Genomic DNA, 23,583 nt, shown 5'->3' on the forward strand with positions numbered 1-23,583 from the left:
CGGCAACCGCGAGCCTTGGCTTGACTGCTGGCGACGGGCGCCAAACGGATACGCCGCTGCTGAACAGACCGGTCCTCAATCGTACGATGCAGCGCTACGGTGAGGCCATGAGCACCTGGACCCCAGCCGTGCTGGAGGCGTTGATCGAAGAAGCCACCGTCGACGCCTACGGCGAGGATGAGCAGATCACCGGCTTCTTCACGATGATCGAGGAGAGCCTTGCCGTGCCGTTCACCACGACTGTTCTCGGTGTCGAGGTGAGCGTGGTCGGTGTCGATCTGGCCGAGGACGGACGCGTGGTCGCACGCTGCGCCCGGGGGGCGGTCCGTCAGGGCATCGGAATCCTGGACCTGCCGCTGCCGGAACCCGCCCCCGAGGGCACGCAATGGATCGAGGCATACCGCCACTGGGCCCGCTGAACTGGCGTGTCGTGCAAATCTGCGTGGATTCGCCGATACCCGAGTCGCAGGAGCAGCTTGGGGACGGTCGACCACCGTTATTCGACCTCGGCGTCTGGATCGAGTGCCTCCTCCTCAACCGCGAGGTAGGTGTCTGAGGTCGCCGCCTCCAGGAATCCCTCCTCTCCGGGGACGGCAAGGCGCGGAGCCAGGTCGATGAGGTGAACCCAGGAGCCGCGGCCCCCCATCGTGAAACCAGCACGTACGGAACGGAGTTGGTCGTCACGCTGTTCCTCTCGAACTCTGCGTGCGTACTCCTGAACCTCGGCGATCCTCTCCTCATGCGCGCGATCGTTCATCTGTCGTTCGCGCCACCGCGCGACCGTGCCGTCCGGGCGCTGAACTGCGCGGGGTAGTTGCTCCATATATCCGGGCTGCTCTTCCCGGACCCGTGTGATGACGCGACGCTCTGCGTAGGCCAGCGCACGGCACGCGCCGTACAGGCGGCGGGACATCCCGAGCATGAGACCTGTTCCCGGTATTCGTCCCGCCAGCATTTCCAGGCCGTTCCGTTGCCTGATGGCCTCGTCCCCGGCACCTGGTGCGACGTGGCGGCGCAGCTCGGTCGTCGCTCCGTCGCTCTCAAGCAATCGGATCGGGTCCCTCCGCGCTGCTGCTGCCCCTTCCTCGGGCCTGCCGACAGCCGTGATGCGCAACCCGCCCCGGGGCAACGATGTCAGCGCGAGATTGGTCAGCATGCGCGACCTAGCGAGCTCCAGGAGTGCCTCGTCGTCCTGGTCTAGCGTTTCCGCGTCCACGCTGTCAGAGGTGCCACTGCCAACCGGCGGAGTGTCCTCCACATCAATCATCATGAAGAGACGCCGCTCCAAGCTGGTCCCGCACAGCACCTTCTGGTGCGGAACGGGCACGAGGGCACCGACGTCCAGTTGCTTGGCTCCCTTGACCCTGGGACGCAGGCCGAGCCGACGGCTCCCTTTCGCCTCGACCAGCCAGAGCTCGGACGTGACTGGGTGTGTGCCGAACAGGTCTGGCAGGCTGGGCGTCTTGGCCCAGCCGGGCGCCGCGCCCTGTGGTGTTGCGCTCTCGGCGTGTGTGGTGGGACCGAGCCCCATCTTCTGGCAGGCCCACTCGGCCATCGTCATGCCGACGTGGTAGCCGAAGGCGGTACGAGTCGAACTCTCCGTTCCGTGGGAGTAGACAACGCTGGGCACGACCTCGCTCCCGGCACGGACGAGGTAGGCGGAGAGGGGGTACCGGCGTGCCATGATTCGCGGCGTGCGAGACGGGGGGTGGCGGCGATCCAGGGGCCGATGTCCCGCCCTACCGTGGTCGTGGCGTCCAGAAGGGCACGCCACGTCGTCCTGACCAGATATGCGCCGTCTGCAGGGATACCAGTGCCCTTGGGCCAAGGCTGGTGGGCCGAAGCTACCTCCACGGGGGAAGGTCGTGGCGCTGGGGCCAGAGGAGAGCTGCGGTGGAGGAACACGGGGACGTCAAAGGCGTCGGGCGCGGATATCGGGGTATCTGCGGTCCCCGCCCAGGCAGGCGGCTTCATGCGCTCACTGTGCCACCGGCTCGCGCGGCTGCGCGGGGCGGGTGCCGAGAGAGGCCAGCGGTTGTGACGGCTGTCGAGAAGGACTTGCTGCTGTGAGCACATGGTCCGGACGTCATGTTCGGCATGCCAGAGGCGACTCGGCAAGCGAGCTGCAGGGCCGGAATTGAAGCTCCCCCTTTGACCTGGACAGCCTGATACTGGGACGGAAGGTCCCGGAGGAAGCAGTCACAGGTAGTGAGCGTGAACAGCGACATGAGCAACCGGTACACGGCGGAGTTCAAGCGGGATGCCGTCGCGCTGGCGCTGTCGTCGGACAAGACGGTGACCGAGGTCGCACGGGACCTGGGGGTGAGCCCGGAGGGACTGCGTGGCTGGGTCAAGCAGGCCAGGACCGACCGGGGCGAGGGGCCTGCCGGGGCTCTGACCAGCGTCGAGCGGGAAGAACTCACTCAGTTGCGGCGCAAGGTCCGTGAGCTGGAGAAGGCGGTCGTCATTCTGGGAAAAGCGACCGCCTTCTTCGCGCAGGACAAGATGAGGTAGACACCGCCTCGCGGTGCCGCTTCATCGACGCGGAGAAGGCATCGGACGACAATCCTGCAGGTCATAGCGTTGCACTGCTGTGTCGCGCACGGGAAGTGCCGCGCTCTACCTACTACGCGCACCAGGCGGCCGCGTCGGCGCGCCGGGCCGCACGGCGCGAGGAGGAACGCCTGGTGGACGAGATCCGGGTGTTCCACGCCGGGTCGCGCGGTGCCTACGGGGATCCGCGGATCCACGCCGCTCTGCGGCGGGCGGGGCGGGCGGTGAACGGCAAGAAGGTCGAGCGGCTGATGCGCAAGCACCGGATCGTCGGGATCACTCGCCGCCGGCGTCGGGGCACGAGCCGGCAGGCGAAGCAGTCGGTGTTCGCCGCCGACCTGATCGGTCGGGACTTCGCCGCACCCCGCTCCGGGATGCGGCTGGACGGTGACATGGCCGAACTCGTCACGCTGGTGGGAAAGTTGTATCTGGCGACGTGTATCGATCCCGCGACACGGGAGGTGATCGGCCGGGCAATGGCCAGCCTCCATCGCGCCGAGCTGCCGGTCGCTGCTCTGCGGATGGCAGCCGGACGGGGTGACCTGGAGGAAGGTTGCATCTTGCATACCGACCGTGGCAGCGAATACACGAGTGACGAATTCCGCACAGCGATAAGCAAGTTGCGCATGAGACAGTCAATGGGACGTGTCGGCTGCGTCGCTGGGGACCATGAAGCTGAACCTCCGGGTGGATGCGGATCCATTGCTGCGCGAGGGTGGGGGCTCCTGATGCTATGACGCTGTTGTGTCCGGCCGAGGCCCCGCAGCATGTCCGCGCAAGCCATCTGCAACCAAAACTGCAACCACGGAACGACGGACAGAGTTCGGACGGTCGTGGTCGAGTCAGGGCGGCTCGGCCTGTCGGCCCTGCGCGGGCGGAATGCTTGGCGGAGTCGTAATACGCGTCATACACTTCTGGTATGCCGAAGACGAGAATCAGCATCAGCCTGGACAGTGAGCATGCCGAGCGCATTCGGATCCACGCGGAGCGGGCTGGAATGGATGTGTCCGCCTACCTCGTCAACGCTGCGACCCGGCAGATGGCCGAGGCGGAAGCGGCGGAGGCTCAGTTCGCCCGACTTGACGCGGTGATCGCGGCAGCTGAGGCGGAGGCTGCCGCACTGGCCCCGCTGCCTGAAGTCGCCGACGACGACCTCACGGAGCAGGAGCGGCAGGAGGTGCAGGAGGCTATGGGGCTCATCTATGGTGCCGAGGGTCCTGCTACCCGATCCGGTAACGCGGCGTGACTGTCCGGGTGCCGGTCTACGACACCGGCATGCTGATCGCGCTCGCGGACCGCAAGGCGAAGGCGGTGCGTCTGCACGCCGGCCTCCGGGAGACACCGCATCGGGCGCTCGTGCTCGGACCGGTACTCGCGCAAGTCTGGCGGCCCAGACCCGTTACGGTGCATGCCCTGGCCGGGGTGATGAAGGATTGCACGGTGCCTCAGGCTCGTAGTTCGGTCCCGGCCATGCGCCCTACCAGCGTGGGGCAGACGGCATGCATAATGTGCGCCACCGGTCCGGACATCACCGAATGGCAACGCATCGGAAGCGCACTCGGTTCGGCAGAGTTGCCCCCGAAGAAGCGGCCGGACGCTGTGGATGCCCTGGTGGCTCTCACAGCCGCCCGGCACGGCAGTGCTGTGGTCTTCACCAGTGATCCGGCGGACCTCGACGCCTATCTCAAGGCGCTGGATGCCCAGGACGTGCACGTGGTGCAGATCTGAGCACCGGTCGACAGCTGGTCAACGTCGATGGCCCCCGCAGCGAGCTGCGGGGGCCATCGACGTATTGCCCGGTGAGAGCAATGGCGGAGGATACGAGATTCGAACTCGTGAGGGGTTGCCCCCAACACGCTTTCCAAATGTTCGTCATCGGGTCCGGGCGGGTTCGCCCGCGTCCTGAGCTGTGACGGAGCATGGCCGGTCAACCTGGGCGGACCACCGCGAACGAAGGTGAATGCAACCCCAACTGCAACCCTCCCGTGGCCCGGTTAACCTCTGTCGTCATCGGCCTTGCGGCCGATTCGGCAGAGCCGCGCTCAACCCGCTCTTTCAAGGGGCGAGGCCGTTTCCCTCCGCGCGAAGGCGCAGCGTACAGCCGCACGAGCCCTCGGCAGGAGGTACTTCCGCCCCACCCCTCACCGACCAACGCCGGGCTGCTGTCCTGGTGAGCACATGGTGACTACTCCGGCTTAGCGAGAGCGAGGAGGGACTCCCACGAGTTGCTGGCATTCCTGATCACGCTCTCCGTCGCGAAGATGTAGCGCCAGATACCAAATCTGCCGTCGTCGCGTACAAAGCGCGCCCAATCCTCTGCGGCCCGTTTCTTTTCCAGCACCTCGGCGTCGCCGGCCCGGTCGTTGGCCTTACCCTCGACAACCCAGTACGTGCCTTCCGTATCGAGGACGATGAAGTCTGGGTAATATTTCTTGCCATTGTCCCGCTCGATCCATACCGGGCTGTGGTCGTAGTTACGCAACCACCATTCCACGCTCGGACTGCCATCAAAGAGGTGCGCCAGCGTGTATTCGGTGCTGCCAGCATCAAACCGCGCAACCGGCTCGACGGAGTGCTCCCACCCCTCGTACCACCTATCTTTGCGGAACTTCTCCCATTTGCTCACGACATTCGAAGGCATCGGCGGCGGTGGAACGGCCGGAACATCAACTGGCCTGAATGCGAACTGGGGCTGGAGCTTTCGGTTGTCGTAGGCAGCCTTCACCAGCTTGCCCAGTGCCGTGGCGGCCTGCCGTGCTCTCAACTCTCCCCAGTCGTGGTCCATGTCCTCCGAGGCGACACCTGCCCCAGCAAGGAACTCACGAACCACACGTTCAGCTGCACGGGATTCAGCGAGGGTCTCTTCGACGTGCCCGATGTTCCAGATCCGGTCGTAGAGGTCCCTGCGGAGCTCGGAGATAGAGACCCTGCGCTGTGTGGCATCCACAGACTCAGCTGCGGTCACTCGGACGCCGACGGTCCCATCGAGTCCGCGCTGGGCATCAACGGCCTGACGGGCAAGAGTGACCTTGAACTCGTGTGCGTAGGCGGCACCCTCGGCTCGGGCAGCTGCATCCGTGATGTAGCTGAAGGAGAACCGAACAGGCAGAATCTCCCGCTCGCGCCTCGGGAAGCGGATGAGAGGTGCTCCAGGAACTCTGGAACGCAGAGTGGCGACGGCCTTTTGGTCCCGTGCGGCCTGTTGGACGGCCGCGTCCATCGACTCGACCTGCAACAGCAACGATCCATCCACCATGTCGTCGCCCAGGATGCGGGGACGCGAGGTGAAGTTCAGTGTGCCTTGTTCTGCTTCTTGACTGGTAGAGGAAGGCGCTCCTGTGGTCGGCTGTGGTCGTTCCTCATCAATGTCTCCGCCACCTGATGGCAGGACCTGTTGGAGGAGGGCATCCTTGTTTTCCAAAAGCTGCCGGTAGGACTCGTGAGCAACCAGATCCACCGAGTCGACCATCGGCGTGCCGACTCGACGCCCGAACGGGAGTCGAAGACCACGGCCGAGAACTTGCTCAGTTAGCGTCTCCGAAGCAAGCGCACGAAGGCCGACGATGACGCCAATGTTCTTGACGTCCCAGCCTTCCTTAAGTTTATTAACCGAAACGACTGCCCGCACCGGCGAGTCCGGTTCCTCGACGGCTTCCAAAGCGCGCAGCGCGGTGTCGCTTGATTGCGATGTGATGGTGAGAACCTGGCCCTCGCCAGGGAACATCTCATCGCCCGTCAGACGATTGGCGACACGCTCAGCATCCGAGATGTCACGGCAGACCACGAAGAGTACCGGCCGTACTGGGGCCACACCTTGGGTTTGGGCCCAGGAAGTCCAGGCCGCATCCTTTATCCGCAGCAGGTGACAGGCGTCCGCCAGCACTGTTTCCTCGTCCTTGCGGCCGTCGGGCCGATAGACGATCACGGGGATCTTTACGTACTCATCGGCGATAGCCTCGGCCAGCGAGTACCGGAAGATCGGCTTGACCTCGGGTGCCGGTGTCGCTGTCAGACCGATGACCGCCCGCGCCCCGAGCTCCCCGATGGCCTGGCTGAACGCTTTGGCCTTCGCGTTGTACACATGATGCTCATCGGCGATCACTACCAGATCATCGACTTCCTGAAGGTGCTGGTAGAGACCGGTTCCAATGAACTCGTCCTGTGCCCGAACGCGGCGGGAAGTCTTGTCGGTGGGTCGGATGAGTTGCTGCACATTGAAGACGAAGAGCTTGGTGACGTCCTCGGAATGCAGGGCATCCCCCACCTGCCCCCGGCCAAAGTTCTCAGAGGTGATAACAAGCAGCTCGGCATCCATGCCTGCCACATGCTTCGGGTGTCCAGGGGTAAAGTTGCCGATCGTCTTGTCCTGGATTGTTGTGCCCGGCGTCACTACCAAAATGTTGCGTACGCCCTGGGCTGACAGGTAGTCCACCAGGCCGGCAAGAATGTAGGTCTTCCCCACGCCCGTTGCCAGGTCGCATACGACTTCCCGACCATCACCCTCGGAGATTGCCTCGGCCACCGCGTGGATCGCGTCAGCATTAGGAGTCCGTAGATCTAGCCTCGCCGCGATGTTTTCCAGCAGCGCCGGGTCGTACGTGATCCACTTCATCGGACGGCCCTCCCTCGGCGGACGAGGTCACGGGGTGCCTTGAGGACCCTGGATCCTGGGCTCAACTCCCTGATGAGCACTTCCGCTTCTGGTGCCACACCCCTGCCGACAAGCACTGTCCGCTCTCCCTCGTCCAACTGTCCGATGACCCCCCGGGCCACCACCTCATCCACGACACCGTTGACCACAGCAAGGCGCGCACGCCCTCGCTCGCCACAGAAGGCGCTGCCGTCGGCGCCGCTGTATGTGAAGCCCAACTGCGCAGCGACCATGGCCGCGAAATCATCCGCGCTCAGCCAGTCAGCCAGGAAAGCCCGCTCATCAACGACTTCCAGGGCGGAGGGAGCGACTTCCAGGCTCCGGAAGCCGCCGCCGCCTTCCCAGCCGACTGTCTTGGTCACTCCGCCCGCATCGTCGCCGACCACTACACGTTCCAGACGAGGACGGGTGAAGTTGTCCGCCGTTTCCGCCAAGGCTTCGACTGTCACCCAGCGGCGACCCATTTTGTGTGCCACTGCCGCCGTCGTCCCGGATCCGGCGAAGCAGTCCAGCACGATGTCACCGGGATCCGACCCCATGGCGAAAATTCGCTCGATAAGAGCTTCTGGTTTCTGTGTTGAAAATCCAGTGCGCTCCACCGCTTGCGAGTTAATCACATTGATGTCTGTCCACAGGTTACCAATGGCGCGACCCTTGGTCTTATGGAGATACTTCTTATATCGGGGAAAACCGCCAAGCTTCCTAGGCCAGTGGATATATCCGGCTTCATCCAATGCGTCAAGTTTCTCGCGCATGGTCAAGCTTGCGATCTGATCCTCCGTCAGGCCCGTCTCTACCAGAGGGTTGCGAGGCACTGCCCAGCAGCGGCGGATAGTGCTGGGATCAAACCCTCGCCAGGCCATGCCGCTGTCAAGGTGTGGGCGATGGCTTCCGGCAGTGAGGTCGCCTGTGTCATACCGACCGCGCTCGTCATCGTTGCTGTAGCGCTTTAGGTACTCCTCTTCGAGCGGCAAGTAGAGGGGTTGCAACTCCGCCTTTTCGGTCGCGCCGTAAACGAGGATGCTCTCGTGCATCGTCCCCATCGTGCGGCGCGCCAGGCTTTTCGCCGATGTCCGTTGCCAGACGACGGTTGCCAGGTAGCTTGATGGGCCGAAGATCTCATCGAGTAGACAACGAGCGCGATGGACTTCATTGTCGTCGAGATGTACCCAGACGGTTCCATCTGCGGCGAGCAATTCCTTGAATAGTAGAAATCTCTCGCGGATCATGCTCAGCCAGATGGAATGTTCTAGCGAGTCGCTGTAGTCAGTAAAGGATTGGCCGGTGTTGAATGGCGGGTCAATGTAGACCTGCTTCACTTTTCCGCGATACTCTCGCGCGTACTCCGGGATTCTGCACAGAGCGTGGAGAGCGTCGTAGCTGTCACCCTGGATGAGTAGGTTATCTCCGGGATTGCCCCTGACAGTGCCGGTCTTACCCGTTTCCTTAAGCAGTCGTACCTCTGTGGCCCTCGCATGATGGCGAGAAACCCACTCGTACCCGCCGTCCGGTGTGTTCAGCAGGGCCTGGTCCTTGCCGACCCAAGACAGGGTTAGGCGCCCACTTGCCACCGTCGACCACTTCCTCTTCTCGCGCGATAGGTCCGAGCTGTGAGCTCGGGAGCATCAGGCGTCAACCGTACCCGTCACCACCTACATGATGGGCTCCTTGCGTCTGCTCAGCTCGACTGATGGTCGGAATCGTCACACCTGTCTCGTCACCCAGCTGAGTTGGGCTGGCGGACGCGCAGGCTAGGCCGGAGCGGCGGGTACCAGCGAACTTATTGGCCGGCCCGTCGTGCTTCCTCAGTCGGCATCGCTACTCACGCTTTCGGGCATGGTGTGGGCTCGCCGATTGGGTAGGAAGCGGCCCTACTGCGCTTGGGCGTTCTCGCCTGTCTGATCAGTTTGGTCCTCGGAAGGCCATCACTGCCGATGGTGACCGTCGTCACGCGTCTCAGCTCTCCTGCTCTTTGTCGTGCAGGATTGCCGCCCGGGCTGCCCAAGCCAGGATGCTCTGACCGCGCAGGGACAGCCCGAGCCGGTTCCAGTGGAAGATCACGTGGTAGCTGAGTACCTGTCGTAGCCCTCGGTCGAGTGTTCCGTCCTGGATGCCGTGGGCAAGGGCTTGGCCGGTGCTGCGGAAGGCGGCGGCCCACTCTGCGACGGGTTCCAGCAGACCCCCGGGGCACAGCAGGACGTCGCTGTCGGCGAGAAGCAGAGGACGGATCTCCTGGACTCGGGCGTCTAGCTGTTCCGGCGGAACGTCGCTGACGGCCGAGCGGTGTTCCGTTGTGATGACGCGGTCCCAGACATCGCCCTGCTCATACCACTCCAACGGGGCGGCGCGCATCATGATCGTGCACAGGAGGACGGACAGTTCCCTGGGCCCGACGGTGAGATCGTCGCGCTGGCGCAACAACTGGATCTCTCGGCTATCGGTGACGAACAGGGCGTGCGCGGCCGTCATGCTGGTCTTCCCGCCGAACGCCGGCGTCTCCGGTTCGTAGATACCGGGCCACCAGCGCTGAAGGTGTCCGTCGGAGACGAGGCGGTCGAAGCCGTCCCCGATCGTCAGCTTGGCGCCGCCCGCAGGCTGGACCCGGAGGCGCAGCCGCCAGCAGGGGTGCTTTCTGGTGTACCACCAGCCGTCGATCCTGCGGGCGGCTTCCGCCTCGCGCAGGATGGGCAGGACGTGCGTGGTGAAGGTGGTGTCGGCGTTCGGCCAGTCGGTGAAGTGGAGGTACGTCTGCCACCAGTCGGTGATGGCTGCGTGGCGGGCCAGGGCTTCTCGCCCAGCCTGGTCGTAGACCGCGACCGCGTCGGAGAGGACTACGGGGTCCATCCGGTACTGGCGTGCTGCGTCGGCGAGTGGAAGGCCGGTCAGGACGGCGAGGACGGCGTGCTGCGTCGGACTCGGCTCGGTTGTCTGGATCAGTTGATCAAGAGACATGCGTCCCATCCAGTGCTCGGCGCCTGTTGCGAGGCGCAGGTAGTGAGGGCGAGTGCGGTGCCGGCGGCACCGTTGATCAGGCCGGGAGCCGATGAGGAGCAGGGCTGGCCGGATGCGAGGAGAGCGTCACCAAGGCGTTCCGCGAGGGTGTGCAGCCGCGGATCGAGCGCGTCTGCGGCTGCGCGGTGAGCGGTCTGGTAGATGCCTGCCCATCCGTGGCAGAGGCCGTTGTCGGTGACCAGGGCGAGTTGCGCGGGATCGGACAATGTCCGGTACAGGGCATCCTCGTAGAACTTCTGGAGCGTGGGTGAGCGCAGGGCGATCCCCGCGAGTTGCCCTGCCCGTGCGATGCCCGTTGTGCCGTAGCACCAGCTCGGACGGGTGGGGGCGTCGTGATGAGGCTGACCGTTGTCGAGGTCGCGCCGGGAGATGTGCTCTGGCCACCACGGGCCGGAAGCGCCGTGCTGACACCAGGCGTCGAGGTGTGCGCAGATGGTGAACATTGCGTCCTGGTGGCCATCGACGGTGACACCTTGGCGCATGGCCTGGGCCAGGAGGAGGAGCGGGCCTGTGATGCCGTGGGCCGCGCCGAAGTTGCCGTGCCCGTCCGGGAAGTGGGGCGACTCGCCGCGCGCCGGGTCATGGCGGACCCACCAGCCGGGCAGCCCGCGCCCGTCAGAGCCGAGCGGCCGGGTCAGGCCGACGAGGTACTGCAAGATCCTTTCCAGGGCCGGGCCCTCGGGCTCGGTGCGCAGGAAGTAGGCGCCGATCCCGGTGAGGCCGTAGAAGAGGTCGTACTCCGCGAAGGTCGGCAGGTCTCCCCTGCCGATGCGGGCGAGCGCGGCGTCCACGCGGCGGTTGGCGAGGTCGGTGATGTGCTGGTGCAAGGTCGTGCGCGCCGAGGCGTACAGATGCTGGTAGGCCGGAGGAACGGCGGTGAGGACGAAGCCGACGGCCGGGGCGCCGAGGAACAGGCCCGTCTGGTCGGCCGCGCTGATGGGTCCGGAGGCTGCACTCGTGATCCACCGGTGAGCGGAACGCCAGGAGCGGCCGTACCTGCTGGCGATCTCGATGTGCAGCAGGCTGATTCCGGCAGCGCCGTCGGCGAGCGACTGCACCGCCCAGGGCTCCTCCGGGGGCGGGGGAGGAGGCTCAGCCAGATCAGCTGTGTACTGCTCCAAAGTTGTTGCGGCGGTGGTTGCCAGCGTGGTCATCGGTCCGCCATCCGGTGCTGGAGGGCGGCTGTTCGCACGAGTCGAATCGTCGTCTCCTCGGTGCGCGGATCGACGCCGAGAGCGCGGACGTGGTGCTGGTGCAGCAGCGACCGGGCGACGTCGAGCGGATTACGTTCACTGACCAATGCGGTCCGATAGAAGTCCACGGCGGCGGCGCGGGCTCGCCACGCTTCGGTGACCTGCCTGCCCCCGGGGAGGGACGCGAGTGCAGAGGCACCGCTCGGCCCGGTGAGTTCGAGCACGTGGCCGCGCAGGGTCCGGTCCAACCGTCCTGTGCCTTGGGGGAGGTTGCCCACCAACCACTCTTCGGCCGCCGCAGTGTCCGGTGCCAGGGGAGTGACGAGGTGCAGGGCACTGGCGGCAGCGAGGGCCTGTGGGGCGAAGGCATCGATGCACTCGGCGAGCTGGATCTGCGCAAGGGCGGCGGCGGAGTCCGCGGCGAACACCTGGTGCGCGGCGTCCATGGCCGGCCCGTGGCCGAAGCGTCCGGTCTGCGGCTGGTACGCGGCCAGGGCGAGTCCGGACGCGAGCCCCATCGTGTGCAGGCTGTCGGCCCACGCGCGGACGTGCCGTGCGCCGACCCCGTACGCGTCCGGGGACAGGTGCAGAGTGAGGTCGAGGTGCTGGTCGGCGTCCGGCCGGGCCATCTCCCGGTGGCGGGTGAACCACCAAGTCGGCGGCTCCTCCCCGAACGCGGCGAGCAGGTGGGGGAGGTGGTGGCTCAGGATCTCGTCGTAGCGGCGCGGATGGGCGTGGAGCTGTGCGTGAAGAACGTCGCCGCCGCCCGGCAGATGCCGCTGGGCGCCCGGAGACGTAGTGGAGCGCGGCCGGGGCACGTACGGGGTGTCCGGCTCGGATCGGCCCAGCGAGAGCCAGATCTCGTGTGCCCGTCCGATCCAGCCGTGGGCGTCTGCGTCCGGTACCTCGCGCAGCTCCACGCGCCGGGCGTTGTCGAGGTGGGCGCGCAGGACCCGGAGGTGGACCGGGTGGGACAGGTCGAGCGGGAGGCGCTGGTCGTACTCGATGACGGCGACCTGCATCGGTACCCGCAGCCGGTCCCGCCACGCGGTGAAGGCGTCCGCCCACTCCTGTCTCGGGGCTTTCCGGCCGGGCAGGTCTTCCGCCATCAGTAGCCATCGCGCCTGCGTGAGGATGGTGCGGCGGTAGCGCACCCGAGGGAGGTAGGGGAGCCGAGAACCGGCGCCGAAGTCGAACGGCTTGTAGGCGGCGTACCGTCCGTTGGCCACTTCTGCCAGAAACCGGGCCAGCGGCGGGGTCTGGGTTCCGCCTTCCAAGGCGTGCAGGACCCGCACGTCGATGCGCCGGCCGGTGGAGAGCTGCACGAGATGGAAACTGCGCGGGTCGGCGGTGACGGCGATGTCGGCGAGCTGGATCGTCATCTCGTCGCGCTCCTGGTGGCCGGAGAGCTCGATGATGTGCGGCAGCAGTCGCGATGTGCGGGTGACGTTCTCGTTGCGGTGCCGACGCGGTGGGAACACGAGCTGCGCGGTGAGGCGGTCCGGTGCCTCGCGATAGCTGGTGGCGAGGGCGTCTTGGTGCTCGGGTGGCAGGACGTGGGCGAACCGGCCCGCCATGCTGCTGCCGGGGCGGGGCGCCGCCGTGAGAAGGAGGTCGAACGTGCCGCTGGACAGCGCCCGGGTGCTGGAGGCGTGGATCTCGAAGGCGGCCTCCACTCGGGGCACGAACAGCCGCTCGTCCGTTCCGGCGGCCTTCTCCAGGGCGTGGACCATGTCGTCTGTCAGCCGCAGTTCGTCGAGGCCGTCGAGGAGGACTTGCTGCATCAGCGAGAGCAGCAGTTCGTCGCGGTCGGTGCGCACCTTCAGGGAGGCTCCGCGTTCGGAGCCGACGTATCCGGCGGGCAGCCCGAGGCCGCTGTCGGCGACCAGGTCCATTACCGGCACCAGGGCGCCGACGCCGTACCGGGCCCGGAACCGGCGATGGTAGTCGCGCCAGTGCTGATAGCCGTAGGGCTGCGGGGTGGTCCGGTAGAGGGCTGACACGGCTGCCTGCGCTTCCGCGATCACGGCCTGCGGAAGCTGGGTCTCGCAGTCGAGGGCGGTGTCAATGAGCAACGGTGTCGGCGTGACGGTGGTGAGGGCGCGCATCCGCGCGACGATGACGCTCACGCTGGCGTCGGAGAGCGTCGGCTGGTGGGCGGATACCTCGTCGCATAGCGCGTACAGCTCGTGGACCAGGTCCCGCACGTCGAGGATGTTGTCCGCGTCGTGTTGTTCCAGTTCGTGGCACAGGTGCTGGAGGGGGTCCACCGTGGTCATGGGCGCCCACAGGCCGGTGATGAGGAACTGCTGCTCGACCAGGCTGGTGAGAAGTGCGTCGATCTGTTCCAGTGTGGCCTGCGGGAAGTTGTCGCGCAGGTGGCCGTGCAGGGCGCCGTAGGGGATGGGAGCGCGGGCGGCGTCCATGGCGGCGGCCACTGGCCTGGCATTACGGACGGATACCTCGACCGGGGCCAACAGGACGGCGTGCCCGTCGGAGGGCGGGCCCGGCGCCACGAGCCGATCGCCCCGCGTGTGGGCGGCGTTGTTGGCGACGAGCGGGAGCCGCGCCAGTAACGCGGGGATGCGCTGGAGTCGGAGGACCATGTCGGTGACCCATTCGGAGTCCGGCCGGACCAGCACGCGGTGCTTGTCGCGCCACCGCGCGCTTGCCCTGGGCCCGACCGTCACCGGAGCGGTGCCGGCGAACAGGCCCAGCGGGGTCGGCCGGTGCTGCCACCGGAGGAGATAGGAGACCGTCGATACCGCGGTGCGGCGGATATGACGGGGATCGGTCCGTCGGCCTTGGACGACTGCTTCGACGGCGTCGGACAGGACGGGGGTAGCCAGCTCCAGCGCGTTGCGGAAGCCATCGCACCGCCAGACGTGGTTCAGCCACCCGCGAGTGACGGCCACGTTGTCCAGGTCGAGAGTGCGGGGGATGTCCGCCGGTCCGGTGCTGGTGGTGGCGCGCAGCATGGCGGCGCCCTGCCATTGGTAGTCGGCGACTGCTCGGGAAACCATGGGCCCTCCGTCTGACGGGGCGGGTGAGGGGCCGGTGGGCCGAGCGGAGCAATTCGCTCGGCCCACCGGCAGGGAACGGCCTGGATCAGGCCGGGTCCTCCGTGAAGGAGCCGCAGGCGGAGGCGCCGGTCGCGCACGTGGTGCCGCAGCCGTCGCCCGTGGAGCACATGAGCTTGCCGTACGCGTGCTCGGCGATGACGACCTTCACGTCCAGGGGCGCGAAGTCGTCGTCCAGGCCAGCCAGCGGGGCGGGAGGGGCCAGAGTGGCGCTCGTCATGTTCGTGCCTTTCTTCTTGGTGTCCGGATGGTGTGGAACAACCTGGCTTCCGGCGTTACGCCGAGGGCCAGGAGAGCGAGACCCGGCTGTGCACCTTGTCGATGACCCGGTCGGCCGGGATCTGGTCATCAGAGGTGTTGGCCGGATAGACCCGGATGACCGGGCTGGGGCCGCCGCGCCGGCTGGCCTCCCAGTCGCGGAGCACGTCGGCGACCTTGTCGACGAACTGCTTCGCGTTCGGGCCGAGGGTGTGTACGCCGTATTCGATGTGCTTGTTGTCCTCGGTGCGGCGGGTGACGAGATAGGCGAAGGTGTCGTCCTCGACGGCGGCGAGGGCGAACCGCTTGTTCACGGGGGCGACCAGGCCCGTGTCCAGGTCCTCGTCGACGGCCATCGTGCAGAAGCCGGGCAGGCTGATGGCCATGGCCATCTGGAGGGTGTCGATGAGTTCCGAGAGGCCGATGACGACGCCTGTCCACAGCTCGTGGCGCGGGAACGTGACCGCGTTGTCCAGTCGGTGTGGGTCGGCCGGTAGCCCGTCATCGAACTTCAGCCCGATCTCCGGTGTGCCGTTGACGAGAAGAAGTTCTTCCCGGTGGGCTGTCGAGCCCTGCATCGGGACGAAGCCGCAGATGAGCGCCGACACGCTCTCCAGGTACGGGCCGTGTTCGCCCGTGATCTGGGTGAAGGCGACCGACCGGGTCAGGCCACGCATCCGCAGCGGCACCACAAGGCGACCGCCCTGCTTGAGCTGCGCGGTCCACGCCGGAGCGATGTCCCAGGCTCCGGCAGTCACCATGACGACGTCGACCTCGCCGAGCTCCGGAATGGGCTCGGCGGCGTCGGCGGTAAGGACGCGTACCCGGTCGTAGCCGTGCTCGTCCAGGAGCCGGTGCGCCCGCTCGGTGACTACGGGGTCGATGTCCACGGTGACGACCTCGCCGTGCTCGCCCACGAGCTCGGCGAGGTAGGCGGCGTTCAGCCCGCCCGAACCGATCTCCAACACGCGCATGCCGGGCTTCACCTGGGCCTGCTCCAGCATCATCGCCTGGATCTGCGGGGCGGAGACGGAGCTGAGCTGCACACCGTGCTCGTCCGTTTTGGTGATCACTGCCGCGTACGTGTCGTACGCCTTGTCCAGCGGGGTGTCGGGAATGAACGCGTGCCGAGGCACCTTGCGCATGACGGCTTCGATCTCCGAGGAGGAGATGTCGCCGCCTGCGCGCAACTCGTCCACCACCTTGTTCCGGAGACGGGTCGCTTCGTCGGGCTCGACGGTCGTGTTCGTCATGGACTTCCTTCAGTCGTGCGTATGGGGGATGCAGGCCGGCGGTCCGTGCCGGATGGGTCGGGTAATCCAGGGGAGAGCGCGCTCGGTTCTCGTCGGCTGACCGACAGGGCCGCGCTGGACGGAGAGCTGGGAGGTCCACGCCCGCGGAGGGCTGCCCGGCGGGCCGGTTCGTGTCGACCAGCCCGCTGGGTGGCTCGCGGGTGGCAAGGGGCGTGCGTCACTCGATCTCCTTGATGTAGCGAGCCTCGATCAACACTTCGATCAGGTCAGCGGTCACGAAGGCGAGACGGCGGGCGAGTCCGACGGCCTGCCGATAGCCAGCCGGAGTGGGCTCCTCCAGCAGAGGAACTCCTCGCTCGACAAGGCGGGTCATCTCAGCACTGGGCGGGAAGCTGTCGTCAGCCACCGTGATGTCGCTGAGCTGCTTCAGGTGTCTGCGGAGGCGGCCGAGCAGGGCGACAGCCGTTGCAACAGGTGGCGGCTGACTGCCGATCGTCGCGTCGAGGTCGTCGAAGACCTCCTCGATATCGAGGGGTTCCCACGCCCGGAACCGCTCCAGCACGAGCCGTAAACCGTCCGCGTCGAGCGGTGGCGTCCACTCCTGGGCTGGAGGTTTCGGAGCCACTGCCGTGCTCACTGCTCCCTCCCCGCCGGCGTCTCGACCACAGCCCAGGTGACCTTGCCCCACGGGTGCGTGTCGTAGCCCCACCGGGCGCTCATCGCCGCGACCAGACTCAGACCCCGGCCGCTCTCAGCGTTCAGGTCGGCCGTTTTCAGATGGGGAGCGTCGTGCGAGCGGTCGGAGACTCCGATGCGGACGGCACCGTTGCTCGGTCGCTCGATGTGGATTCGCGACACCGGGGTCTCGGTGTGCTCGACGGCGTTGGCCAGCAGTTCGGTGACGATGATCTTTCCCCAGCCGGTCACGTCGTCGTCCATGCCCCAGACCGCCAGCACCTGGGAGATGAAAGCGCGGGCGAGGCTCACGGACTCACGTACGCAGGACACCTCTGCGGCGTAACCCGGGGAGCCGATCGCATTCGGTTGAGCGACGGTCATGGTCACGAGGTCTTTCCCTCCGGCTGGGGTTCCCGGTGCGGACAAGCAAGGCAGGACCGGGCTTTCCTCCGTGCCGCCGCACCGAACTCGGCTTGGCGACCGATGACCAGTCAACGAGCGACGAGCGCAGCGCAACAGGAAGAGTCCCGGATCCGTACACGCCACCAACCGGAAGACTTTGCGTTTCCATTACCTGAGCTCTAGGTGTCAGCGTGACGGTGGAGCTACGTTCGGTGCATGGGAGGAAATCTCGTTCTTCAGGACCGACTTGATCAACTCGGTCTGACGCAGGAGGAGTTGGCGGCACGCCTGAACGCCGCGCTACAGGAGATCACCGGTCGGCCTGGCGACATCTCCTCCCGGACGGTGCGCAACCTGCTCAACGGATCAAGCCGACGCCCAATCGGACGCACTTGCGCTGCACTTGAGCGTGTGTTCGGCTGCCCCGTGGCGGACTTAGGGTTCAGCGCACCCAGCTCCATGCAACATCCCCCGGAGGGCCCCGTGCGGCGTCGCGACTTCATCGCTTCCACTACCGGGACGGCAGCCGCAGTCGTTCCCGTGGTCAAGCAACGTCGGTCGGTGGGCATGTCGGACGTGGCCCGAGCATCGGCCGGCATGAACCAGCTCGTGGAGGCCGACGACCGTCAAGGCGGGCACGCCTCCCTGGCGACCGCAGCCCTCGAAGCTCGCGCAAAGGTGCTGGAGCTTCAGCAGCGGAATGCCAGCGAACTTGTACGCCGTGCCCTGTACGCGCTCGCGGCCGAGTTCACCACCGTCGCTGCCTGGTCATGCATCGACCTACGTGACCTGGACAAGGCCCGGACGTACCTGCACGAGTCGTCCACGTTCGCCGGCCTCTCCCAGGACCCGCCCACGGCCATGCGCGTGTGGGTCAACATGGCCATGCTCGCCTACCAGCGGAAGAACTGGCCGGAACAGCTCGCGGCAGCTCAGGCGGCCAACGCCTCCCCAGCCGCCCGCCGAGACCCGTTCTTCGGCTCCATGGGCCGCGTCCGCCTCGCGCTCGCCCACTCGTCGCTGGGAGACCTGCGAGCCGCTCGCCGGTCCCTGGGCGCAGCGCAGGAGAACTACCGGAAGGCGGCTGAGGACGAGCGTCCTCGATGGACCGCGTTCTACGGGCCGGCGGAACTCAACCACCTCGCGGCGATCATCCTCAACCACAACGGGGAGCCCGCCGAAGCCGAGGCGATGGCTCACCGGTCCCTGGCCAAGATCCCGGCGGAGTTCCAGCGCAACCGCGCGCTGGCCACCTGCCAGCTCGCCCTGGCGCAACTCCGCCAGGGCGAGCCCGAGCAGGCTACGGCGACCGCGGGCACCGTCTTCACGATCATGGAGGGCGCTCCACTGCCGGGGCGCATGCGCACCCTGATCGGAGACTTCCACCGAGACCTGTTCCGGCTGGCGCCGTCGACGACGTACGCCCGCGACTGGGCAGACCGCATGCGAGATGAATGGAGCCGAACGTGACCAGGGTGATCGACCTGCGGCACTACGGACAGGGAAGCCTCCCCGAGGGCTTCAAGCAGATGCTGATCGACGTGCACGCCGACGCCTACGCCGACGCGATGGACAACGAGTTCAACCAGCGGTTCCCGTGGTTCGTCGATCACTGGTCAGGGATGGACGGCTTCACCTGCGTCGTCGCATTCGACGGCGACGAGCCGACCGGCTTCGCGTACGGCGCCCCGCTCCAGCCGGGCCGTGAGTGGTGGCGTTCCACTGCGTTCGCGCCGAACAACGGCTACACCGCGACCTACGCCGTCTCCGAAGTCATGGTGCGCCCGCAGTGGCGGGGGCAGGGGATCTCGGAGCGGCTCCACGAGGCCCTGCTGAAGGAACGCGGTGAAGACCTTGCGGTGCTCCTGGTCGACGTGACGCACCCGAAGGTTCAGGGTCTGTACGAGACGTGGGGCTACGAGAAGGCGGGCGAGCAGCAGCCCTTCGCCGACTCCCCGGTTTACGCGGTCATGGTGAAGAGGTTGCACCCGTGAGCAGTTCCGCTACAGAGTCGCCCACGTACGACATCATTTTTTAACAGTTCGTGATCGCTGCGGGCAGGGGCGAGCATTTTCGGTGAGTTCGGATTGGCCGATGGAGAGGCGACCGCGTAGTGGCCGTATATGTAAGCCGGAATCGGACGGATGCATCGCCAAAGCGGGCTGCGGAGCCGGACAGTGAGTTCTTCGAGAGGATTGCCGGGCCTTTTTGGGATCAGATAAGGGATGTGATCAATGAGTGGTGGTCGCATCTTCCGGCCCAGTCTCGCCCCGGCATGCGTAGTAGGCTGCTGGACCGTAACTCTGGCACGAACGTCTTCTCGGCATTGTGGGAGCTCTACCTGCACGAAATGCTGATCGGCTCCGGCTGCAAGGTGGCGATCGAGCATAGTGTCGGAACTACGGGTAGGAACCCCGACTTCCTTGTTAGTCGAGAGGGTGAACGATTCGTCGTCGAGGCGATCTGGTCGGCCCAGCGCCTGGCCGACATGGGTGAACAAATCCCACCCCCGTTGATCGACGCCATCGATAATGTGCCCAGTCCCAACTTCTTCCTGTCGTACTCCGTTCACGCGATGGGTGCGGCAGCGCCTTCGCAGAAGCGGTTGAAGAACGGCTTGGTGCAGTGGCTCAGCAGCCTCGACCCCGACCAAGTCATTGCAGACTGCGAGCACAAAGTGCCACTGCCAAGGCATACCTGGCAGGAAGCCGACTGGAGCCTGTCATTCGAGGCGATACCCCGAAGTCCTGGAAAGCGAGACGACCCGGCAGCCAGGGCAATTGGGGTTTACCCCTCGATTAGCTGGCTCGATGTCGGGTCGGATCGGGTGCTCGACGCGGTCAAGAAGAAGGGGAGCAGGTATGGTGAATTGGGGATGCCATTCATCGTGGCGGTGGGCCACGCGGCTTTCTTTCCTGAGAACCGAGATGTCGAGACAGCGCTATACGGGGCCTCGGTCGAGTGTGTCCACACCGGTACTCCCGTCGTCGGTCGTCTATCCAACGGCTATTGGAACTCCACCTATGATCACGCCCACGGAAAAGTCAGCGGCGTTCTCACCGTCGACAACCCAGCACCGTGGACCTGGGCAAAGAACACCCCCGTTCTTTGGCACAGCTCGGATCCCGCCTCGCTTCCGGCCCCCGTCCTGCCCTCCTGGGCTACTGCACAGCTCGCCGACGCCCAGGTCGAAAGGCACATGCCAACCTGCCCCATCCAGGATGTCCTCGGCCTCCCCCAGCTTTGGCCAGTCGGTGATGCCTTTCCCTGACGGCTGCCGGGGCAGCACAGCAACCGGTCTCGCCAGCTTATTCGGCCGCCGCATCCTAGGTCGACGCGTAAGAAGGGTGCAGTGGCATCCGTCTCACGAGCGCCCTCTATTCAGCCTCTTCGAGTTGGTCACCGATCGAGTGATGATCGCGAAGCATCACGCACAGCCGTCCACCGGAGACATCGTCCGTGTTCTGCGCAAGTGAACCCTGCGATTTTCGAGTCATTTTGCTAGCGACTGCGAATTTCCAGAGAATCCTGCGAGCCTCTGCGGGGTTGCCGCGCCTACCTAAGCAGCTCGTTCCGGGCCGCTCGCACAGCACGGCCGACGCGCCGCCACCACGGACGTGGCGGAACTCCGAGCGGGTTGACCAAGCTTGCCTTTACGAGCCCCGCGTCCCTCTCGGTGTGTTCGTGGGAGGTAATGAGTACGAGCAAGGAGTACGCCCGGAGCGCCAGAGCCGCCTTCTCACGGCTCACCGTGTCCATAAAACCGTGAGCAACAAGGTTGCGGACACCCATGCCGTCCCCAAGGAGAAATGTCCTCAGGAAACGCTCCCAATCAGGGTCAAAGCCACTATCTATCAGGTGTGGGAGGAGCGCTCCAAGGCCCGGAAATTGCCCCGCCCCATCGCCGACTTGTGTTTTATATACAGGCTCATTCAGCTCCAGCAGGAGCGCCCGAACCGATGCCTCGACTTTGGGGACAGTAAGATGCACGCAAGCATCAAATTCACCGACCCAATACAGAATCAGTCCTTTTGCGAGAGTTCTAGCCGGCACAGGATGAGTTCCAGATGTGGCAATAGACTCCTCAAGATCCCTGAAATCGGGAATCCCAAAGCGGCCCTTGATGATATCTAGGGCGTCAGCAAGGAGAATCCCGTGAAAATTTATCCCCCAGGTCTCTGCACGGACAAGCTCATTCTGGAACTTTGCGTCGTCTTTCGAAAGAACTCGCCTAGGGAGATCCCCCGGGCCAAACTCAATTGTCGTGACGATCCTAGTCAACACCGAATGCGTTAGCACGTTGCGTGCCACCGCCTCATTGCTGGCCAGGGTACCGCTGGGTGCCTCACTATCAAACCATGCGCCCAGAGCTTTGCGCCACGTTTTTGCTCTCTTGTATGGTCGCAGGTAGCCGCGAATATAAAAATTCGGAATGCTGGCCTCGGTTGCTAGGGTCTGCCACTTTACAGGAGGAGCAGACTGCAAGCGAGAGATTGCCAAATTTTCCAGTTCTGGAATGCTGAGGCGGCGAGCTAGTGAAGCGGCTTCATTTAGATGTGCCCTAATAACTAGCGCATCGACGGCTCCATCGGCATCACTCAAATGAGCCTTGACCTCCACCTCGCTGGCGTGCCGAGCACGGGCATCGTCGCCTGTAGCGACAGCTCTACGCCGAACAAGCGCAGCTATTTGGCCTACGACAAGCGTTCCCGAGTAGGACAAAAGCGCCCTGTCGAGCAGATCGTCGACCCTGGGATCTAGCGGTTGTGCGTTTTTCTTACGTTGTGGCGGACTCAGGGCATCGAGCAGATTGGTGAAGATGTGTCCATCTTCACTGTCGCTCAATAGCCTCTCCGCCATATCCAGCATGACGGTCTTTACCTGTTGCATTCGCGACAAGAGATTTACTGAACGCGTAATCTCCCACGCGCGCAACAAGCCCGTTCCTTGCTCAGTGGAAGAAAGGCTGCCTCCGATCGTATCCAGATAAGCTCGGGCTGCCCCGTCCGCAGCGTCACGACCATTTGTCATGCGAAGACTGAAGACGATATCCGAACAACGGGCCTTCGCTGCAGGATGCGTAACGGATGAATAGAGAGCGAGCCAAAGTGCTCGCGTATCACTGTCGGCATCACGCAATGCCACCGGAAAGATGGATGGTCCATCAAACGGGACCAGGGAGGCGCCTGGCTGGGAAGACATGAATGGATGGATCGCAAGATGGTACGTGAAGGTTGTGGTCAGAACCTGTAGTGCGGCGGGAGGAAGCGAAGTTTCAATATCCTGCGCAATTTGTCGAATGCGTAGACTTGCAGTCATCAAGTCGTCCGCCTCTTCACATGCCGCATCTACGAGTCGTGCCAGAGCGGGCACCAAGGAAGGATCATGCCGATAAGTAATAGCTTCCGTGTCTGGCGAGTCAACTCTGACTTGTGATTCATCAGAAGAACCCGGGCTGCTCGCGGCGGAATCGATTTCACTCACGATGCTCTCCCTGCGCAATGTTGATTACCGTAGGCCGCAGATCCCTCGGCTTCGAAATACTCGGGAACGGCAACGCGAACGACGGCCGCCGAGTCGATCATTCGATGCAGATTCTACGCTGAGTTCGTGCTCATCCATGAGATTTTTTACACTCCGCACGAACAATCTGACCGGACCTAAAACGCGGCGCGCCAGCCCGGTGATGTGGGCCCCGCGTTGCTGGCCGTCTCTGTTGCACGAAGCGAGGTAGCCCGTCCGGCTGTCGCCGACGCGGTCGCACTCGGCCAGTGTGCCGTCGAGCGTGACGAAGCCCGGTTCGTGCTCGCGCAGCGGCCAGGGCTGGTGCGTTCTCAGCTTTCAAGATCGAGTAGTTGGAGGGTGTGGTCGGTTCGGGACCGGTAGTGGTCGGTGGCGGCGGCGGTGTTCGTCCAGCCGGCCTGGCGGATGAGGCCGATGGCGAGATTGCGGAGGGTGGCCATCGCGCGGGGTGCGGTGCCGGTGCGGACGTGGGAAGCGTCCTCGGCGAAGGTCACGTCTCTCACATGGTGCAGGGCTTCGACCTGCCAGTGTCCGCGGATGAGTTCGGCGATTCGGTCCGCGGCGGCTTGTTCGGGAGCGAGGCTGGTGACCGCGTAGATCGTCGTGATGGTCGTCTTGCCGGTGGTGCGGTTGGTTCGGCGGCGCTTGACCTTGATGGCCTGCACGGCGTGCGGGAAAGGGAGTCCGGGCTGGACGGTGCAGACCTTGAGGCGCCGGATCTCGCGTCGGCCGTGGCCCTGTTCGCGGGTGCGGTGCTGGAGCGGGACCTCGCGCCAGGGCAGGCGCCGCAGCTGTCGGCGGAGGTTCTTCTGGTTGCCCTTGACGACCAGGATGTAGTGCCCGCCCCGCGTGATGACGTGTTCGGCGTGGCCGGTCCGGGTGTGCATCGCATCGGCGGTGATGACGTATCTGCGCAGGTCGAGCCCTTCCAGCAGCAGGGCGAAGGCGGGGATCTCGTTGCTCTTGGCGGCGATCTGCCG

Annotated in this window: 20 protein-coding genes and 1 pseudogene; 8 read left to right on the top strand and 13 right to left on the bottom strand. The window is 65.3% G+C overall.

Annotated features, from left to right (window positions below):
- Positions 1–107: 107 nt before the first annotated feature.
- Entirely contained in the window at positions 108–419 is a 312-nt protein-coding gene (locus B9S58_RS19760) for a hypothetical protein (RefSeq protein WP_103533454.1), read from the top strand.
- Positions 420–496: 77 nt separating this feature from the next.
- Here the strand turns inward: B9S58_RS19760 and B9S58_RS19765 are convergent, their stop codons facing one another.
- Positions 497–1,684, bottom strand: coding sequence for a hypothetical protein (locus B9S58_RS19765; protein WP_103533440.1), 1,188 nt, complete (start codon positions 1,682–1,684; stop codon positions 497–499).
- 530 nt (positions 1,685–2,214) lie between these two features.
- On the opposite strand from B9S58_RS19765, the gene B9S58_RS19770 reads away from it, so the two are divergent.
- The 4 genes from B9S58_RS19770 (at position 2,215) to B9S58_RS19785 (ending at position 4,281) form a co-directional block, all read left to right on the top strand.
- The gene (locus tag B9S58_RS19770) at positions 2,215–2,514 is read left to right on the top strand and encodes a transposase (protein WP_146063537.1); all 300 of its coding nucleotides are present in this window, start codon (positions 2,215–2,217) and stop codon (positions 2,512–2,514) included.
- A 23-nt stretch (positions 2,515–2,537) separates the two neighbouring features.
- Complete coding sequence (locus B9S58_RS19775; protein WP_258044754.1) at positions 2,538–3,290, top strand: IS3 family transposase; 753 nt, start codon at positions 2,538–2,540, stop codon at positions 3,288–3,290.
- Positions 3,291–3,472: 182 nt separating this feature from the next.
- The gene (locus B9S58_RS19780) at positions 3,473–3,799 is read left to right on the top strand and encodes a hypothetical protein (protein ID WP_103533443.1); all 327 of its coding nucleotides are present in this window, start codon (positions 3,473–3,475) and stop codon (positions 3,797–3,799) included.
- On the top strand, positions 3,796–4,281 hold the full coding sequence (locus tag B9S58_RS19785) for a hypothetical protein (protein WP_181009382.1): 486 nt from the start codon (positions 3,796–3,798) through the stop codon (positions 4,279–4,281). The genes B9S58_RS19780 and B9S58_RS19785 overlap by 4 nt, the downstream gene beginning before the upstream one ends.
- Positions 4,282–4,738: 457 nt before the next feature.
- Here the strand turns inward: B9S58_RS19785 and B9S58_RS19790 are convergent, their stop codons facing one another.
- From B9S58_RS19790 to B9S58_RS19830, 9 genes are all read right to left on the bottom strand, one after another.
- Positions 4,739–7,165 carry a DEAD/DEAH box helicase gene (locus tag B9S58_RS19790; RefSeq protein WP_103533444.1) on the bottom strand — a complete coding sequence of 809 codons (2,427 nt, stop codon included), beginning with the start codon at positions 7,163–7,165 and terminating at the stop codon, positions 4,739–4,741.
- Positions 7,162–8,523, bottom strand: a complete 1,362-nt coding sequence (locus tag B9S58_RS19795) for a site-specific DNA-methyltransferase (protein ID WP_181009383.1) — start codon at positions 8,521–8,523, stop codon at positions 7,162–7,164. The genes B9S58_RS19790 and B9S58_RS19795 overlap by 4 nt, the downstream gene beginning before the upstream one ends.
- A gap of 637 nt (positions 8,524–9,160) precedes the next feature.
- Positions 9,161–10,156: a thiopeptide-type bacteriocin biosynthesis protein gene (locus B9S58_RS19800; RefSeq protein WP_103533446.1), complete on the bottom strand. Its 996-nt coding sequence runs from the start codon at positions 10,154–10,156 to the stop codon at positions 9,161–9,163.
- Positions 10,138–11,370 carry a lanthionine synthetase C family protein gene (locus B9S58_RS19805; RefSeq protein ID WP_103533447.1) on the bottom strand — a complete coding sequence of 411 codons (1,233 nt, stop codon included), beginning with the start codon at positions 11,368–11,370 and terminating at the stop codon, positions 10,138–10,140. Before B9S58_RS19805 ends, B9S58_RS19800 begins: the two co-directional genes overlap by 19 nt.
- Positions 11,367–14,432, bottom strand: a complete 3,066-nt coding sequence (locus B9S58_RS19810; RefSeq protein ID WP_103533448.1) for a lantibiotic dehydratase — start codon at positions 14,430–14,432, stop codon at positions 11,367–11,369. The genes B9S58_RS19805 and B9S58_RS19810 overlap by 4 nt, the downstream gene beginning before the upstream one ends.
- Before the next feature lie 85 nt (positions 14,433–14,517).
- Positions 14,518–14,709, bottom strand: coding sequence for an FxLD family lanthipeptide (locus B9S58_RS19815; protein WP_012380187.1), 192 nt, complete (start codon positions 14,707–14,709; stop codon positions 14,518–14,520).
- Positions 14,710–14,764: 55 nt separating this feature from the next.
- Positions 14,765–16,000 carry a methyltransferase, FxLD system gene (fxlM, locus tag B9S58_RS19820; RefSeq protein WP_103533449.1) on the bottom strand — a complete coding sequence of 412 codons (1,236 nt, stop codon included), beginning with the start codon at positions 15,998–16,000 and terminating at the stop codon, positions 14,765–14,767.
- A 217-nt stretch (positions 16,001–16,217) separates the two neighbouring features.
- Positions 16,218–16,637, bottom strand: a complete 420-nt coding sequence (locus B9S58_RS19825; RefSeq protein ID WP_103533450.1) for a DUF6415 family natural product biosynthesis protein — start codon at positions 16,635–16,637, stop codon at positions 16,218–16,220.
- On the bottom strand, positions 16,634–17,059 hold the full coding sequence (locus B9S58_RS19830; protein WP_258044746.1) for an ATP-binding protein: 426 nt from the start codon (positions 17,057–17,059) through the stop codon (positions 16,634–16,636). The genes B9S58_RS19825 and B9S58_RS19830 overlap by 4 nt, the downstream gene beginning before the upstream one ends.
- Before the next feature lie 618 nt (positions 17,060–17,677).
- Between B9S58_RS19830 and B9S58_RS19835 the strand changes: the two genes are divergently transcribed.
- From B9S58_RS19835 to B9S58_RS19845, 3 genes are all read left to right on the top strand, one after another.
- A complete protein-coding gene (locus tag B9S58_RS19835; RefSeq protein ID WP_258044756.1) occupies positions 17,678–18,550 on the top strand; it encodes an XRE family transcriptional regulator in 873 nt (290 codons plus the stop codon).
- Positions 18,547–19,074 carry a GNAT family N-acetyltransferase gene (locus B9S58_RS19840; RefSeq protein ID WP_083192939.1) on the top strand — a complete coding sequence of 176 codons (528 nt, stop codon included), beginning with the start codon at positions 18,547–18,549 and terminating at the stop codon, positions 19,072–19,074. The genes B9S58_RS19835 and B9S58_RS19840 overlap by 4 nt, the downstream gene beginning before the upstream one ends.
- A 233-nt stretch (positions 19,075–19,307) precedes the next feature.
- A complete protein-coding gene (locus B9S58_RS19845; RefSeq protein WP_258044750.1) occupies positions 19,308–20,351 on the top strand; it encodes a hypothetical protein in 1,044 nt (347 codons plus the stop codon).
- 284 nt (positions 20,352–20,635) lie between these two features.
- Here B9S58_RS19845 and B9S58_RS38480 read toward each other — a convergent pair whose 3' ends face one another.
- The 3 genes and pseudogenes from B9S58_RS38480 to B9S58_RS19860 form a co-directional block, all read right to left on the bottom strand.
- The gene (locus B9S58_RS38480) at positions 20,636–22,564 is read right to left on the bottom strand and encodes a hypothetical protein (protein ID WP_219818898.1); all 1,929 of its coding nucleotides are present in this window, start codon (positions 22,562–22,564) and stop codon (positions 20,636–20,638) included.
- Positions 22,565–22,786: 222 nt separating this feature from the next.
- A pseudogene (locus B9S58_RS19855) lies at positions 22,787–22,894 on the bottom strand (IS5/IS1182 family transposase); the annotation flags it as partial.
- A gap of 20 nt (positions 22,895–22,914) precedes the next feature.
- Positions 22,915–23,583: ISAs1 family transposase (locus B9S58_RS19860; protein WP_107494948.1), on the bottom strand; the 669-nt coding region annotated here is incomplete at its 5' end.

The organism is Streptomyces sp. SM11, from assembly GCF_002910905.1.
Taxonomy (GTDB): domain Bacteria; phylum Actinomycetota; class Actinomycetes; order Streptomycetales; family Streptomycetaceae; genus Streptomyces.